This window comes from Pseudoalteromonas sp. PS1M3 (assembly GCF_016865405.1).
Taxonomy (GTDB): domain Bacteria; phylum Pseudomonadota; class Gammaproteobacteria; order Enterobacterales; family Alteromonadaceae; genus Pseudoalteromonas; species Pseudoalteromonas marina.
Genome location: NZ_AP022624.1, coordinates 1719012 through 1734676, shown reverse-complemented (window position 1 = coordinate 1734676; position 15665 = coordinate 1719012). Strand labels below are relative to the sequence as shown.

14 protein-coding genes and 1 other annotated feature are annotated in these 15665 nt (G+C 42.0%); of the genes, 4 read left to right on the top strand and 10 right to left on the bottom strand.

Features of this window, described 5'->3' with window-relative positions; genetic code table 11:
* Window positions 1-34: 34 nt before the first annotated feature.
* From PS1M3_RS07945 to PS1M3_RS07900, 10 genes are all read right to left on the bottom strand, one after another.
* Window positions 35-1564 (bottom strand): ATP-dependent endonuclease, encoded by a 1530-nt coding sequence (locus PS1M3_RS07945; RefSeq protein ID WP_203987135.1) that lies wholly within the window; start codon window positions 1562-1564, stop codon window positions 35-37.
* A gap of 20 nt (window positions 1565-1584) precedes the next feature.
* Window positions 1585-2804, bottom strand: a protein-coding gene (locus tag PS1M3_RS07940; RefSeq protein ID WP_223230517.1) for an IS3 family transposase whose coding sequence is annotated in 2 segments (ribosomal slippage) — window positions 1585-2516 and window positions 2516-2804 — 1221 coding nt in all. Because the reading frame shifts where the segments join, the coding sequence is not laid out codon by codon here.
* Window positions 2410-2526 (bottom strand) — a sequence feature (AL1L pseudoknot). It overlaps the preceding gene by 117 nt.
* Window positions 2805-2816: 12 nt before the next feature.
* Window positions 2817-3197, bottom strand: coding sequence for an AAA family ATPase (locus PS1M3_RS07935; protein ID WP_239104492.1), 381 nt, complete (start codon window positions 3195-3197; stop codon window positions 2817-2819).
* Window positions 3198-3569: 372 nt separating this feature from the next.
* Window positions 3570-4340 (bottom strand): SDR family oxidoreductase, encoded by a 771-nt coding sequence (locus tag PS1M3_RS07930; protein WP_138740887.1) that lies wholly within the window; start codon window positions 4338-4340, stop codon window positions 3570-3572.
* Window positions 4341-4349: 9 nt separating this feature from the next.
* Window positions 4350-5249, bottom strand: coding sequence for a 3-hydroxyisobutyrate dehydrogenase (gene mmsB / locus PS1M3_RS07925; RefSeq protein ID WP_138740886.1), 900 nt, complete (start codon window positions 5247-5249; stop codon window positions 4350-4352).
* A 10-nt stretch (window positions 5250-5259) separates the two neighbouring features.
* Window positions 5260-6411, bottom strand: a complete 1152-nt coding sequence (locus tag PS1M3_RS07920; RefSeq protein ID WP_138740885.1) for an enoyl-CoA hydratase/isomerase family protein — start codon at window positions 6409-6411, stop codon at window positions 5260-5262.
* Window positions 6411-7196, bottom strand: a complete 786-nt coding sequence (locus tag PS1M3_RS07915) for an enoyl-CoA hydratase (RefSeq protein WP_138740884.1) — start codon at window positions 7194-7196, stop codon at window positions 6411-6413. Before PS1M3_RS07915 ends, PS1M3_RS07920 begins: the two co-directional genes overlap by 1 nt.
* Before the next feature lie 10 nt (window positions 7197-7206).
* Entirely contained in the window at window positions 7207-8364 is a 1158-nt protein-coding gene (locus PS1M3_RS07910) for an acyl-CoA dehydrogenase family protein (RefSeq protein WP_039036937.1), read from the bottom strand.
* Window positions 8365-8498: 134 nt separating this feature from the next.
* A complete protein-coding gene (locus tag PS1M3_RS07905; RefSeq protein ID WP_138740883.1) occupies window positions 8499-9989 on the bottom strand; it encodes a CoA-acylating methylmalonate-semialdehyde dehydrogenase in 1491 nt (496 codons plus the stop codon).
* Between the two features lie 91 nt (window positions 9990-10080).
* Window positions 10081-11262 (bottom strand): acetyl-CoA C-acyltransferase, encoded by a 1182-nt coding sequence (locus tag PS1M3_RS07900; protein WP_138740882.1) that lies wholly within the window; start codon window positions 11260-11262, stop codon window positions 10081-10083.
* A 330-nt stretch (window positions 11263-11592) separates the two neighbouring features.
* On the opposite strand from PS1M3_RS07900, the gene PS1M3_RS07895 reads away from it, so the two are divergent.
* The 4 genes from PS1M3_RS07895 to PS1M3_RS07880 are packed head-to-tail and all read left to right on the top strand — an operon-like array spanning window position 11593 to window position 15660.
* The gene (locus PS1M3_RS07895; protein ID WP_138740881.1) at window positions 11593-12027 is read left to right on the top strand and encodes a MerR family DNA-binding transcriptional regulator; all 435 of its coding nucleotides are present in this window, start codon (window positions 11593-11595) and stop codon (window positions 12025-12027) included.
* A 54-nt stretch (window positions 12028-12081) separates the two neighbouring features.
* Window positions 12082-13257, top strand: coding sequence for an isovaleryl-CoA dehydrogenase (locus PS1M3_RS07890; RefSeq protein WP_138740880.1), 1176 nt, complete (start codon window positions 12082-12084; stop codon window positions 13255-13257).
* Between the two features lie 10 nt (window positions 13258-13267).
* Complete coding sequence (locus PS1M3_RS07885) at window positions 13268-14875, top strand: carboxyl transferase domain-containing protein (protein WP_138740879.1); 1608 nt, start codon at window positions 13268-13270, stop codon at window positions 14873-14875.
* A 14-nt stretch (window positions 14876-14889) separates the two neighbouring features.
* A complete protein-coding gene (locus PS1M3_RS07880; protein ID WP_138740878.1) occupies window positions 14890-15660 on the top strand; it encodes an enoyl-CoA hydratase/isomerase family protein in 771 nt (256 codons plus the stop codon).
* The last annotated feature ends 5 nt before the right edge of the window (window positions 15661-15665 follow it).

The following is a 15665-nucleotide window of genomic DNA, read 5'->3' as shown; positions in this document are numbered from 1 at the left end:
GTGACAGTTTGTGAAGTCAGATTGTAGCTTCTTGTTAAGCCTCTCCCACCAGTTCTGACAACTTTCCATATACTTTTAAGAATTCGTCGTCGTTTTCAGTTGGATTGTATGTTGATTTCAACTCTTCAAATGTCAAAGAACCAAAGTGTTTACTTGCTATCTTTTTACCACCTAGACTTACTTGTCTATTATGAGTTTTCGAAATGTATTTCACATCACACCAATCTGTGAAATTAACTCCACAGCCCGGAACCAATCTTTCTAATGCACTAGGAGCAATATAGTTTTCTAGCTCTCTCTTTCTTGATACAAGAAAGTTTTGTTCTTCTAAAAAACCATGAGTGATCAACTTTTGTGCATTAGGTGATTCATCCTCGTCTCGCTCTTTATCTGAGTCTAGATAAATAAAGAAGGGTTTATTTAAAGTCTGAAGAAGATCTAAAGATACCCAATGCTTAATACTATCGCATCCGCCAATAGGAATTGCAACGACCCCCATATCTTCCAGTGTACGATCAATTGCATTATTGGCTAGATAAGTATTAGCTATGTGTTCAAAGGCCGCGCAGTCATCAACGCCTTCTAGTAACAATAAACAACGAGCATTATCAAACATTGAGATAAACTGATTATCGATGGTAACTCCGAGATCATTTGCAATCTCCGCATGATTCCTTACTTCAGGGTTATAACCGTAATTCCCATTATTCTTGAAGACATGATGCAGGTCTGACCGCCTCGTTTGTGAAACTAAAACAGGTGAATGTGTAGTTAAAAATACTTGATACCCAGCTCCTGATATATCCATCAATTTCTCGAACAACTTCTCTTGTGCTGAAGGATGTAAAAATGTTTCAGGTTCTTCAAAAGCAAAAATAATATTTTGATGTTCTCTACTTCTTTCTTCAGCAAGGTATTCAAAATATGACATCATAGTTATTCTTCGAAAACCATCTCCTCTCGCAGATAGAGGTACTGAACCTTGTTCTCCATCACTCTCAAAACTTGTAGAAATCAACTTACTCCAATCAAAGTCAACCCTTGCTCTTACTTGTTCATCATCAGGTACAACTGAGTTAATTTTTTCAGTGATTGCAGTTAGAACTGTTTGTAATTGTTCCTTTACAGTTTCTTCAAGGGCATCCGTATCAACTTGATCTTTTATGACGCTAAATGCCATTTCTTTAAAGTATTTTTGAATGGCGCTGTCACTTTCTGATAGCGGAGAGTCGGCTAAAAAATATTCATACTGAGGAAGACATTTTTTAATCTCTTGCTCAGTCTTCTTGAGACGACTTTGTCCAGACGTGGGCAATTTTTCCTGAATATATTCAAATTCAATATTCCGTTCTTCATATATCTCTTTTAGCCGCTGCCGCTTCTCAGCATTATTATGTTCAGCCCCCGTATCAGGGTTTGTCATGAGCCCTGGTTCAGCTTCAAGATTATTATCTCTGCAGAGGCGAATTAGCTTTGCCTCTGTTAAAGAAAAGAAATCTAATTCTCCAAAAGACTTTCTTGTAATTAAATACTCTGGAGTTATCTTGAATCGCCCCGAGTTCATCGGAGACCAGTTTGTTTAAGTCAGGCCACTTTACCTGACTCGTTTAAATTATCATAGTAGTCTGTTTCATATTGAGCTGGTGAAATATACCCAATTGAAGATAATAAGCGTTGATTATTAAACCAATTGACCCACTCTAACGTTGCGTATTCAACAGCATCAACATTCTTCCACGGGCCATTTCTGCGAATAATCTCTGTTTTAAATAATCCATTTATTGTTTCAGCCAATGCATTGTCATAAGAGTCACCCACACTGCCTACAGACGCTTGAATTCCAGCTTCAGCAAGTCGCTCAGTGTATCGTATAGACAAATATTGGCTGCCTCTGTCGCTGTGGTGAATTAACCCTTCGGGGTTGCCACGATGCCAAATAGCTTGCTCTAACGCATCAAGAATAAGCTCTGTGTGCATTGTCGTTGATACACGCCAACCTACAATGTATCGTGAAAAAACATCTATCACGAAAGCGACATAAACAAACCCACTCCATGTGGCAACATAGGTGATGTCAGCTACCCAAAGTTGATTTGGCTGCTCAGCAGTAAATTGACGATTAACTAAATCAAGTGGCTTATCTTGTTGCTCGTCAGGTATCGTTGTCTTATGTGCTTTACCCCGACGAACACCTTGAATTCCCATAACTCGCATCAATCGTTCGACTGTACAGCGGGCGACTTGATGGTCGTCAAGCTGTAGCTGCTTCCATATTTTTCTTGCACCATAAACTGACATATTATCCTCCCACACTTCGCGAATGAGTATTATCAGCTCAGCATCACGCTTTTTGCGGTTAGACAGTCGCTCAGGCTCTCTTTGTATCTGTTTATGAGAATAATACGTTGATGGTGCAATCGGCAATTCCTTGCAAATTGACTCGACACCGTAATGCTCTCTACAAGCATCAATAAAATCCACTATTACTTCTGTTTGCGGTCGAGCTCCGCTTGGGCGAAAAAAGCGGCAGCTTGCCTCAGGATATCATTCGTTCGCTTGAGCTCTTTATTCTCGCGCTCTAAGACGGCAAGGCGTTCTTCAGTTGATTGCGTATTAGAAGAGGGTTTAGACGGTTGAGCTTGAGATTTCTTGACCCATGCTCTAAGTGTTTCTGGGGTACATCCCAGTTTATCTGAAATCGATACTAGCGCAGCCCAAAGAGAAGGGTATTCATGCTGTTGTGTGGTAACAAGCCTAATTGCACGTTCACGAAATTCTGATGTATAGCGATTTGATTTTTTCATAGTTCCAGTTTCTCAAGTTATTGAGTCTCTGGCAAACACGGGGCGATTCATCTTCCCTGTCTTAGTCCCATCCCACTTCTTAGCTATATGTAATAAGCCATTTTCATCCACCAAGCCTTCGTCTTCAAATGTAGTTGTTACATTTTCATCTATAATTATTTCGGTACGATGAGTTGAGAAAAATAACTCAATTTCTGAAAACTGGTGGGTTCTATTATTCAAGTTTTCAGCGAGATACTGCTTGTTGTTTAAAAAAAGATCTAACGCTTTAAGAATTGTAGATTTTCCTGAGTCATTTTTACCAACAATTACATTGAAATCTTTGGCTGGTATCTCAGTTCTATTGGAAACTCCCTTATAACCAGTAATTGCGACTTTTTCTAATTTGATCATTCTAATTCCTTGAACGTTGTTTGATTCTCGTGATTGGGCTTAACAGCTTATTGAACACCACTTTGGGGGGTTATAAAATCCCAAAGCGGCGTATATAACATTGTTCAATAATTCCACTAAACAACTTCAATGTAAACAAGTTATTACGCAAGTTATAAAACACTCGTTGTTAAAATACACCAAAACGACTTTTAATAATGTTATTAGACAAAACACCGTAAACTGTCTGTATATACAGTATCCTTTTTTATTTGAATATCGTTTATGAAACCCCTGTTTCTAACCATGATTAAATTATAATGGTGCGATTTAAAACAAAAAAGCACAGCCCAAAGAGCTGTGCTTTCAATAATTAAACTAGATCTAACAAAGTTATAAACGTATGCCGCCGTCTATCTCTACTACACGGCCAGTGAAAAAGTCGTTTTCGATTATGTACTGTGCGGTATGGGCAATTTCGTCGCTTTCACCTAAGCGCCCTACGGGTGTTACCGCAAGCATACGTTGTTTGGCTTCTGGCTTCATGGCGTCGGTCATGGCGGTGCTTATTACACCTGGTGCAATAGCGCCTACGCGTATACCAAAACGGCCAAGTTCTTTAGCCCATGTAGTGGTTAATGCCACTACACCGGCTTTTGATGCCGCGTAATTTGTTTGGCCTATGTTACCTGCCCGCGCTACGCTCGACATATTTACTATTACGCCGCCTTTGCCTGATTCAATCATGTGGCTTGCAGCTTCGCGCCCTGCTAAAAATACGCCGGTAAGATTAACGTCAATCACTGATTGAAATTGCTCTAGCGACATTTTTTTAACCACTTTTCCGTCTTTAGCTTTTATGAACATGCCGTCACGCAAAATACCAGCGTTGTTAATAAGCACACTAATGCGGCCAAAATCATTGTTAATAGTACTAAATACGCTTTCTACTTCACTTTCAACCGTCACATTAGCAGCGTAGCCTTTAATTATACCTTTTACGCCTTCAAGCTGGTTTAGTTGCTCGCATGCGTTGTTTAATAAATCTTGTGCCATGTCAATAAGTGCAATATTTGCGCCCATAGCTGCAAACTTTTGCGCCATAGCGAAACCTAAACCTTGCGCCCCACCTGTGATTACTACCGTATTATTTTTAATTTCCACGGTTTACTCCTACTTCGAAAACAATTTAAATATGGCGCTAAAGTCATCGCTGCCTGCACCTTGATGCTGAAGCATAGTGTACAAGTTTTTTGCCATTGAACCCATTGGCGTTGATGAATTACTTTGCTGAGCTGCTTCCATGGCAAGACCTAAATCTTTTGCCATCAAGTCAACCATAAAACCTGGCTTATAATTATTACTAGCCGGTGCTGTCTCCATTACATCTGGACACGGATTATATAACTCTAATGTCCAATTTCGACCTGAGCTTGCAGTCATAATATCGCTCAGCACTTTTGGATCTAACCCGTTATTAATACCCATTTGAATGGCTTCACTTGTGCCTGCCATTAATATGCTAAGCAGCATGTTGTTGCATATTTTTGCAACTTGACCTGCACCAATATCGCCAGCATGAAATATGTTTTTACCCATATCTACTAATACGGTATTTGCTTTTTCGAATGCGGTTTGTTCACCACCCACGATAAACGTAAGCGTTCCTGCCGTTGCCCCGGCTACACCACCTGAAACCGGTGCATCAACAAACCGTATACCTTGCTCGTCAAGTGCATTTCCAACAACGCGTGCCGATTCGGCATCAATTGTAGAGCAGTCAATCACTAAGGTATTTTTGCTTAAAACCTCAATTAGTCCATTGTTATCGTTATTACCTAAGTATAACGATTTAACATGCTTGCCTGCAGGTAACATGCTGATCAGAACGTCGGCATTGGTGGCACATTGCGCTGCATCAACGCCCGCTTTAGCACCCTGGCTAGCAAGCTCACTTACGACCGACTGGTTTAAATCAAAAACAGTGACTGTGTGCCCCGCTTTTACTAAATTTGCCGCCATAGGGCCGCCCATGTTTCCTAATCCGATAAAACCAATATTAAGTTTAGTCATCGTCTTTCCTTTATTTTTGTGTTGCCGTGTCTAGGCCATCAAGTGGGTGACTAGTGCCGTAACGATTATCAAAAAAGCTATTAACTACGCTACTTGGCACATCATGGAGTGTTGGGTATTGCCAATTGGGAGCGCCGTCTTTATCGATTAACAGTGCTCTAACGCCTTCTTGGAACTCACCTACTTCACCGGCTCTTACCGACATGCCTAGTTCCATTTTAAAGCAGTCTAAAAGGGTTTTACCTTCACTTGCTTTAAGCTGCTCACTGACCAATGCACAGCTGAGTGGGCACCCATGTTTTAACGATTTTTGCGCACGTTGTAACCACTTGTCGTCGGTGCTTAAGCTTAATAGGTAATCAACTTGCTCTTGCAATGAGGCAAAACTACCTAGTGTTTGAATTGTTTTTAAATTAGCGCTAACGTTCCCTATTGGCATATCGGCAGATTGCGCGTTTAACTCATTCAATAAATTAGTTAGCACCGTGTGGTTTTCGCTTGCACTCTTACTCCAGCTTGTAGCTAAAATAGTGTTTAGCATGTCGTTGTATTTACCGCTGTCAATAAAGTGATCAGCAAGTGATACAAAACATGCATCGTCGCAATTAATAGACGCTGACGTTAACCCTAAAAACAAGCCAACACTTTTGGGCATTTTATGCAAAAAATAGCTGCCGCCTACATCGGGGTATAAACCTATTGTTTGTTCTGGCATTGCAATACGTGAGGTTTCGGTAACAACACGGTGGCTTGCGCCAGCCATTAGCCCTAAACCGCCTCCCATTACAATCCCGTTTCCCCAAACAAGGATAGGTTTAACGTAGGTATGTATAAGGTAATCGAGCTTATATTCTTGGGTAAAAAACTCTTCAACTAAACTTGTTGGTTCACCTTGTGCCATTGCATGATGAAGACTTACTACATCGCCACCAGCACAAAACGCTTTTTCTCCTGCCCCTTTTAAAATAACCATTGCGATGGCATCGTCGTTTGCCCATGCCTTTAGTTGAGGAGTAAGCAATTTGATCATGTTAAAATTAAGCGCATTTAACGATTTAGGTGCGTTTAGTGTAATAAGCCCAATTAAACGGCCGTTGGCTGCGGTTGCCGTCTCAAAAAGTACTGAATCATCCGCTTTATTTAATAAGGTTAAATCACTCATTAGCCATTTACCCATTCTGCTTTGCGCTTTTCTAAAAAGGCATTTACGCCTTCTTTTTGATCATCAGTATCAAATAAACCAACAAATAGTTCGCGCTCTAATGGTAAAACGCTCGCCATGGGTTGGTGGCGCCCTTTTTGAATTAATGTTTTACATGCCGCAACCGAGCTAGGGCTTTGCTCGCTTACTTGGTTTGCAAGATTAAGCGCAGCAGCAAAACTCTCACCTTGGCCAACAACCTCCTCGACTAAACCAATGTGTAGTGCTTTATCAGCTTTTAAGCGCTCGCCGCACAAAATCATGCGTTTAGCCCAGCCTTCGCCCACTAACCATGCTAAATTTTGCGTGCCACCTGCACACGGTAATAAACCGACTTTTGCCTCAGGGAGTGCCATTTGCGCTTGTTGTTCAGCAATGCGTATATCACACGCTAATGCAACCTCTAAACCGCCGCCCATCGCATAGCCATTAATGGCAGCAACCGACACGCCTCTAAAATTAGTTAATGCTTCAAACGCTTCGCCAAATACACGCGACATGTCTGCAGCAATACCTTTGTCACCACTTGCAAATACATTAAGGTCGGCGCCTGCGCTAAAAAACTTATCGCCTTCACCCGTTAGCACTAAGGCATAAATGTTTTTATTGTTATTAAGCGCGTTAACTTTATTTTTTAAATCAATTAAGGTGTCTTTTGTCCAGGTATTCGCTGGCGGGTTAGACATTGTTAAAATAGCAACATGGCCTTCGGTTGTTAACTCAATGCTTGGTTTTGATTCAGACATACCGTGCTCCTTATAATATTTCGCTTGCTGATTCAGCTAAAATTCGACGCGCAATAATCACACGCATTATTTCGTTTGTGCCTTCAAGAATTTGATGAACGCGCACGTCACGTACATGGCGCTCTAGTGGGTATTCTTTTATGTAACCATAACCACCATGTATTTGAAGTGCTTCATTACACACTGTAAAACCAACATCGGTTGCAAAGCGTTTGGCCATAGCACAATAAGTGGTTTTTTCGCTGTCGCCAGTATCAAGTTTAAATGCCGCAAGCCTTACCATTTGGCGCGCCGCTACAAGCTCTGTGTTCATATCTGCAATTTTAAATTGCAAAGCCTGAAACGCAGCCAGCGGTTTACCAAATTGTGAGCGCTCTTTGAGGTATTCACGTGCTGTATTTAAGGCTGCTTGTGCGGTACCAATTGAACAGGTGGCAATATTAATGCGCCCGCCATCTAGGCCTTGCATTGCAAACTTAAAACCTTCGCCTTCTGCACCAAGTAAGTTATGTGCAGGAATACGAACGTCCTCAAAGCTTATTAGTCGTGTAGGCTGTGCGTTCCACCCCATTTTTTCTTCTGCTTTGCCGTATTCAACGCCTTTTGCATCGGCCGGTACAACAAACGCAGAAATACCCGCAGCGCCTTCGCCACCAGTGCGCGCCATGACCACTAGCACTTCGGTTTCGCCTGCGCCCGATATAAACATTTTAGAACCGTTAATAACGTATTCGTCGCCGTCGCGTACTGCTTTTGTTTTAAGTGAAGCTGCATCTGAACCAGAACCAGGCTCGGTTAAGCAGTATGATGCTAATAACTCACCCATAACTAATTGGTCTACATATTGATCTTTTATTGCGTCTGTACCAAAACTTGCAACCATCCAGGTAGCCATATTATGAATAGTTAGCATGGCAGTGGTTGCCGTACACCCTAGTGCAAGTTGTTCAAAAATAATGCTTGAGTCTAAACGTGATAAACCAAGGCCGCCCGCGTCCTCTGGTGTGTATAAACCACAAAAGCCTAACTCACCGGCTGCTTTTATCGTATCTTTAGGAAAAATATGTTCGCGATCCCATTTAGCCGCATGAGGTGCAAGCTCTGACTCGGCAAATTGGCGAGCAGTTTGTGCAAAGGCTTGTTGGTCTTCTGATAAGTTAAAGTCCATGATAGACCTCTTTAGTTGTGTGTTGTCGGTTTTCCCGTATTGGGATTGTGAGTGAAGAGCGGCGAAGGCATATTTATGTGTGTGAAAAACCTTCGCGCCCGTCTTTGTTATTATTTTTTGTGTGTGTTTATTAATTATTTTAAGTTAATGCTCATATTTGGGCCTGACGCTATATCGTCTTCAAACCAACGTGAGGTAATGGTTTTGGTTTCTGTGTAAAAACGAATACCTTGCTTACCATACGTATGAGTATCGCCATAAAAAGAGCCTTTCCACCCCGTGAATGAGAAGAACGGCAATGGCACAGGAATAGGAACATTAATACCTACTTGGCCTACTTCTATTTCGTGTTGGAATTTACGTGCAACTGCACCGCTTGAAGTAAATAGCGAGGTGCCATTACCGTAAGGGCTTTCGTTAATTAAGGCGATAGCTTCTTCTAATGTGTCTACAAACATACAAGCCAAAACAGGACCAAAAATCTCTTCTTTGTATAAGTCCATTTCTTTTGTAACGTCGGTAAATAAAGTTGGGCCAACCCAGTTACCTTGCTCGTAACCTTCTACAGTAAAGTCAGAGCCATCTATTAAACAGGTCGCGCCTTGTTTTTTACCGCTTGCAATAAGCGATAAAATTCGCTCTTTTGCTGCTTTTGACGTTTGTGGGCCGTAGGCTGCGTCTTTATCATCCCATAAACCTGGGCGTACTTTTTGAAAGCCTGCTTTTATTTCATCTACCCATTCACTTGCTTGACCGACAAATACAGCTACCGAAATACCCATACAACGCTGGCCTGCGGCACCAACAGATGCACCAACAAGGTTATTTACAACATGCGATTTACTCGCATCTGGCATAATTACCATATGGTTTTTTGCACCTACACAGGCTTGAACACGCTTAAGGTTTTGTGTGCCTTTTGAATAAATATAGGCACCTACACCACACGAGCCTACAAACGAAATAGCACGAACGGCTTTATCTTCTAATAACCGGTCTACCTGCGGTTTTGTACCATGTACAATTTGCAGAACGCCTTTAGGTGCACCCGCTTCAATAAATAGCTCAGCTAAACGCATTGGCGTTAGTGGGTCTTGCTCTGATGGTTTTAATATAAATGTGTTACCACATACTATTGCCAGTGGAAACATCCAAAGTGGGATCATTGCCGGAAAGTTAAACGGCGTAACACCTGCACATACACCCAACGGCTGCATGTAAGAATAAGTATCGATTTTGCGCGCTACGTTTTCCATTGTTTCGCCCATCATCAGCGAAGGTGCATTAGCTGCTTGTTCTACAACTTCAATACCTCGCCATACATCACCTTTAGCATCTTCAAAGGTTTTACCTAGTTCGTGGCAAATAATAGTGGCTAGTTCGTCATGGTGTTCTTTTAAAAGCGCGGCGTATTTCATCATAATGCGGGCACGCTCAGTAATTGGCACATCTTTCCATGTTTTAAATGTTTCAGAGGCTGAAGCAATTGCCGCATCCATTTCTTCATCGGTGGTACACGGAACCTGCGCTAAAACCTCTTGGTTTGCTGGGTTTATAACATCGATTAATTCTTTTGAAGCCGATTGAATAAATTCGCCATCTATTAATAGTGGAACTTGGTGCATGGTTAAATCCTATTGTATTAGTGTGTTAGTTTTAAAAATAACGCAGCTTTATTATTGTTATGTTGCTGCGTATTTTTAATGTGATTGGTACTTAGTAAGCTTCTACTGCCATTGCAACGGCTTCACCGCCACCAATACATAAAGAAGCAACGCCTTTTTTAAGGCCTCGGTTTTTAAGAGCGTGTATAAGCGTAACCAAAATACGTGCGCCACTGGCACCAATTGGGTGGCCAAGTGCACATGCCCCACCGTTAACATTTACTTTGCTTTCATCAAGCTTAAGCTCGTTTATTGCAAGCATTGTTACCATGGCAAAAGCTTCGTTAATTTCCCAAAGGTCTACATCAGTTGTTGTCCAACCGGCTTTTTCGAGCACATTGTTCATTGCACCTACTGGTGCTACCGTAAATTCGCTCGGTTTTTGAGAATGTGTGCTGTGCGCTACAATTTTACAAAGGGGTGTTAAACCGAGTGCTTTTGCTTTTGACTCAGTCATTAAAACGAGGGCTGCGCCACCATCCGAAATAGATGATGAGTTAGCAGCTGTTATAGTGCCGTCTTTTTTAAAGGCTGCACGTAAACTTGGGATTTTTTCTGGGCGTGCATTACCTGGTTGCTCATCAACCGATACCGTTACATCGCCTTTTCGTGTTTGAATTGTGTGCGGTGCTATTTCGTTTTCAAAGCTGCCGTTTGCAATTGCGGCATTAGCTTTACTTAATGAGCTGAGTGCAAAATTATCCATTTGCTCACGGCCAATGCCATATTCGTCGGCGGTATCTTGTGCAAAACAACCCATGGCTTTATTGTCGTATGCATCTTCAAGGCCATCACTCATCATGTGATCTTTGATTTCGCCATGGCCCATTCGCATTCCGCCACGCGCTTTTGGAATAAAGTAAGGGGCATTGGTCATACTTTCCATGCCACCAGCAATCGCTGTTTCTATAGAGCCTGCTTTAATTAAATCGTTAGCAAGCATGGCGGCTTTTAAACCTGAACCACATACTTTATTAATGGTGGTAGCCCCCGTGCTTAATGCTAGCCCTGCTTTTAACATAGCTTGACGAGCTGGCGCTTGACCTAAACCAGCAGGGAGTACACAGCCCATAATTACTTCGTCAATTGCATCGGTGTTTAAACCAGTTTGCGCTAATGCACTTTTAATAGCCGTTGCACCTAATTCAGTAGACTGAGCATCGCTTAGCCCGCCCATAAAGCCACCCATAGGCGTACGTTTTGCTGCTACAATTACCACTGATTCTAAAGACATAGCTAACTCCATTGTATTTAAGGGTAAATAGTTGTTAGAATATTTACTCTATTAATTGTGTTTTAAATTATTATTTAATAACCATACACAATACTAACGTTTACGCTAACGTCAACTAAAAACCGTTAAAATTATACTTTCTTATCTGTAAGGTTTCTTTGCCACCTTTGGCTCTTACAATCTAAGTTAAAATTAAGTCATTGTAATTAAATAATTTAAATTACAAATACTGCAAACCACTTCGCTTATATTTATTTCACACCAGCCAGCGCTTTACCTTTACGTAAACTTCACTTATATTGGAGTTATTCGAATGAGGTAATTACAATTATGAAACCAGATAATCAAACAAACTTTGCAAGTTCCGCCACTATGCCGACCAGTAATGAACAAACTTTTAGCATTAGCGATTTAGCTAAAGAGTTTGACATTACAACTCGCTCTATACGCTTTTATGAAGACCAAGGGCTTTTATCACCTGAGCGTAATGGGCAAACACGTATTTACTCAAAGCGCGACAAAGTGCGCTTAAAGCTCATTTTACGGGGTAAACGCTTAGGCTTTACGCTTGCCGAAACGGGCCGTTTGTTTGAACTGTACGACGCTGATAAATCAAGTGCTAAACAACTAGTCACTATGCTAGATCTGATTTCAGAGAAAAAAGCCGACCTTTCGCAGCAAATGGATGATATTAAAGTTGTCCTAATGGAACTGGTTACTGCGGAACGACGCTGTAGAGACACACTGAATAAAATAGACGAGTAGTTTATTTTTAAAATAAAAACACACTGATAACACACACTCACACAGGAATGAATCATGAGCACTATTTCACTTTATAAAGAGATGAACTTTGGTCTTGGCGAAACCGCCGATATGATCCGCGACCATGTAAATAGTTTTTCAAGCCAAGAAATTGCGCCACTAGCTGAACAAACCGACATTGACAATACATTTCCAAATCAACTTTGGCCGCAAATGGGCGAAATGGGCGTGTTAGGCATGACCGTTCCTGAAGAGTTTGGTGGTGCTGGCTTAGGCTATTTAGAGCATGTTATAGCAATGGAAGAAATTAGCCGCGCAAGTGCATCTATTGGCTTGAGCTACGGTGCGCATTCAAACCTGTGTGTTAATCAAATCAACCGTAATGGTTCACAAGCACAAAAAGAAAAATACCTACCAAAACTTATCAGCGGTGAACACATTGGTGCGCTTGCTATGAGTGAGCCTAATGCGGGCTCTGACGTGGTATCGATGAAACTTAAAGCTGAGAAAAAAGGCGATAAGTACATTTTGAACGGTAATAAAATGTGGATCACCAATGGGCCGGATGCAGACACACTGGTTATTTACGCTAAAACCGATTTAAACGCCGGTGCTAAAGGGATTACTGCATTTATAGTAGAGAAGACGTTCCCTGGTTTTTCAACCGCACAAAAGCTAGACAAACTTGGCATGCGTGGGTCAAACACCTGTGAGTTAGTATTTGAAAACTGTGAAGTGCCTGAAGAAAACATTTTAGGTAACTTAAACGAAGGCGTAAAAGTTCTTATGAGCGGCCTAGATTACGAGCGTGTTGTATTGGCAGCAGGCCCCCTTGGCATTATGCAAGCATGTATGGATATTGTTGTGCCTTACATTCATGAGCGTAAGCAGTTTGATACCCCAATTGGGCAATTTCAGCTTATTCAAGGCAAGATTGCCGATATGTACACACAAATGAACGCTGCCCGTTCATACGTTTACACGGTAGCTAAAGCCTGTGACCGCGGTGAAACTACACGTAAAGATGCTGCTGGCGCCATTTTATATGCCGCCGAATTGGCAACCAAAATGGCACTGGATGCGATTCAAATACTAGGTGGAAACGGCTACATAAACGAATACGCAACGGGTCGATTACTACGTGACGCTAAACTATACGAAATTGGCGCCGGCACGTCTGAAATTCGCCGCATGCTAATTGGTCGCGAACTTTTCACTGAAAGCCGCTAAGGATTAGATTATGACGATTTTAAAATCGAGCGTTAATCCACACGATCCTACTTTTGTGCAAAATCATAAAAACATGTCGGCGCTAGTGGATGATTTACGCGATAAAGTTGCCACAATAAGCTTAGGTGGTGGGACTGCTTTAAAAGAGCGCCACGAAGGTCGCGGTAAATTATTTGTACGCGATCGTATTAGTACGCTAATTGACGAAGGTTCACCATTTTTAGAAATTTCTCAATTCGCTGCATTTGGCGTCTATGAGCAAGCTATCCCGTGCGCAGGTGTCGTAGCTGGTATTGGCCGTGTAAAAGGCATTGAATGCATGATCATTGCAAACGATGCCACGGTTAAAGGCGGCACCTACTTTCCGCTTACTGTTAAAAAACATTTGCGAGCACAAGACATTGCAGATCGATGCCATTTACCGTGTATTTATTTGGTTGATTCTGGCGGTGCTAACCTACCTGAGCAAGATGATGTATTTCCCGATAAATTACATTTTGGCCGTATTTTTTACAATCAAGCTCGAATGTCAGGTAAAGGCATTCCTCAAATTGCAGTGGTAATGGGGTTATGTACTGCTGGTGGTGCTTATGTACCGGCTATGGCAGATGAAAGCATAATAGTAAAAGAACAAGGCACCATATTTTTAGCAGGCCCGCCGCTTGTAAAAGCGGCAACAGGTGAAGAAGTAACGGCCGAAGAGCTTGGTGGTGCTGATGTTCATTGTAAAACATCAGGGGTGGCTGACCATTTTGCTGAAAACGACGAGCATGCACTGTCTATTGCGCGCCAATGTATTGAACGCATTAATTACACACGCCCTACTGCACCGTTATTAAAAGATATAAAAGCGCCTCGGTACGATATAAGCGAACTTTACGGCATTGTAGGTACCGACCTTAAAAAGCCATTTGACGTACGAGAAGTCATTGCCCGAACAGTTGATGATTCATCGTTTGATGAATTTAAACGCTACTTTGGTGAAACGTTGGTAACTGGTTTTGCAAGCATTTACGGTAACCCTGTTGGCATAGTGGCTAATAACGGCATTTTATTCAGCGAGTCTGCTCAAAAAGGCGCACACTTTATTCAACTGTGTGCACAACGCAATATCCCATTGGTTTTTTTACAAAATATTACCGGCTTTATGGTAGGTAAAAAATACGAAGCCGAAGGTATAGCAAAACACGGAGCTAAAATGGTGATGGCGGTTTCGTGTGCCGATGTACCTAAATTTACGGTACTAATTGGCGGCTCTTATGGCGCTGGTAACTACGGTATGTGTGGCCGCGCATTTGAACCCACCATGATGTGGATGTGGCCTAATGCCCGTATTTCAGTCATGGGCGGCGAGCAAGCCGCAGGGGTAATGGCCCAAGTTAAGCAAGACGGCTTAGCGCGAAAAGGCCAAAGTATGACCGATGAGCAAATTGGCGAGTTTAAAAAGCCAATCATTGAGCAATACGAGGAGCAAGGCCACCCATATTATGCCAGCGCGCGTTTGTGGGACGACGGTATTATTGACCCAGCCGACACACGTAACGTATTAGGACTTGCCTTAAGTGCTGCTAAGAATGCACCAGCGCAAGATTCTCAATTTGGCGTATTTAGAATGTAACCGGAGCGCAGTAAATGTCAGTAACACTACAAATAACAAAATCTAATGTGGCTGTACTTGTTTTAAGCCGCCCTGAAAAAAGAAACGCATTTAATAGCGAAGTAATACACGAATTAATTCAATGCATTGAACATGCTAATACGCTCGATATAAAAGCGCTTGTGTTAAAAACAGAAGGCAAACACTTTTCAGCCGGGGCAGACTTAGCTTGGATGAAATCCATGGCTGATAACAATTACGCCGATAATCTGGCCGACTCTATGCAACTTGCAAAACTAATGCAGGTTTTAGCCACCAGCCCTCACCCAACCGTGTGTGCTGTTCAGGGCGCTGCATTTGGTGGTGCGTTAGGCTTAATTGCCTGTTGCGATATTGCACTGTGTAAAGATGATGCTCAGTTTTGCTTAAGTGAAGTGAAACTTGGGCTTATTCCTGCGGTAATTAGCCCGTATATAATTAAAGCCATAGGTGAGCGTGCTGCTCGCAGATATTTTTTAACTGCTGAGGTGTTTGATGCCCACACAGCCAAACAACTAGGATTAGTTCATCAAGTAACCGGCAATTTAGACTGTGCGCTTGATAACATGTTGCAAACACTGATTGATAACGGCCCTGTTGCAGTCAAAGCCGCTAAAGCTTTAATTAATGATGTAGCAAACAAGCCTATTAGTGAACAACTTATTGAGCTTACGGCCGAACGGATTGCAAAGATCCGTGTATCTGATGAAGGCCAAGAAGGGCTTAGTGCTTTTTTTGATAAACGCCCACCCGCTTGGCAACTGTAGGATTA

Coding starts and splice junctions, on each gene's coding strand:
- PS1M3_RS07910 (WP_039036937.1), bottom strand. CDS start 8,364: ATGGACTTTAACTTATCAGAAGACCAACAAGCCTTTGCACAAACTGCT.
- PS1M3_RS07895 (WP_138740881.1), top strand. CDS start 11,593: ATGAAACCAGATAATCAAACAAACTTTGCAAGTTCCGCCACTATGCCG.
- mmsB (WP_138740886.1), bottom strand. CDS start 5,249: ATGACTAAACTTAATATTGGTTTTATCGGATTAGGAAACATGGGCGGC.
- PS1M3_RS07900 (WP_138740882.1), bottom strand. CDS start 11,262: ATGTCTTTAGAATCAGTGGTAATTGTAGCAGCAAAACGTACGCCTATG.
- PS1M3_RS07890 (WP_138740880.1), top strand. CDS start 12,082: ATGAGCACTATTTCACTTTATAAAGAGATGAACTTTGGTCTTGGCGAA.
- PS1M3_RS07945 (WP_203987135.1), bottom strand. CDS start 1,564: ATGAACTCGGGGCGATTCAAGATAACTCCAGAGTATTTAATTACAAGA.
- PS1M3_RS07935 (WP_239104492.1), bottom strand. CDS start 3,197: ATGATCAAATTAGAAAAAGTCGCAATTACTGGTTATAAGGGAGTTTCC.
- PS1M3_RS07915 (WP_138740884.1), bottom strand. CDS start 7,196: ATGTCTGAATCAAAACCAAGCATTGAGTTAACAACCGAAGGCCATGTT.
- PS1M3_RS07905 (WP_138740883.1), bottom strand. CDS start 9,989: ATGCACCAAGTTCCACTATTAATAGATGGCGAATTTATTCAATCGGCT.
- PS1M3_RS07920 (WP_138740885.1), bottom strand. CDS start 6,411: ATGAGTGATTTAACCTTATTAAATAAAGCGGATGATTCAGTACTTTTT.
- PS1M3_RS07880 (WP_138740878.1), top strand. CDS start 14,890: ATGTCAGTAACACTACAAATAACAAAATCTAATGTGGCTGTACTTGTT.
- PS1M3_RS07885 (WP_138740879.1), top strand. CDS start 13,268: ATGACGATTTTAAAATCGAGCGTTAATCCACACGATCCTACTTTTGTG.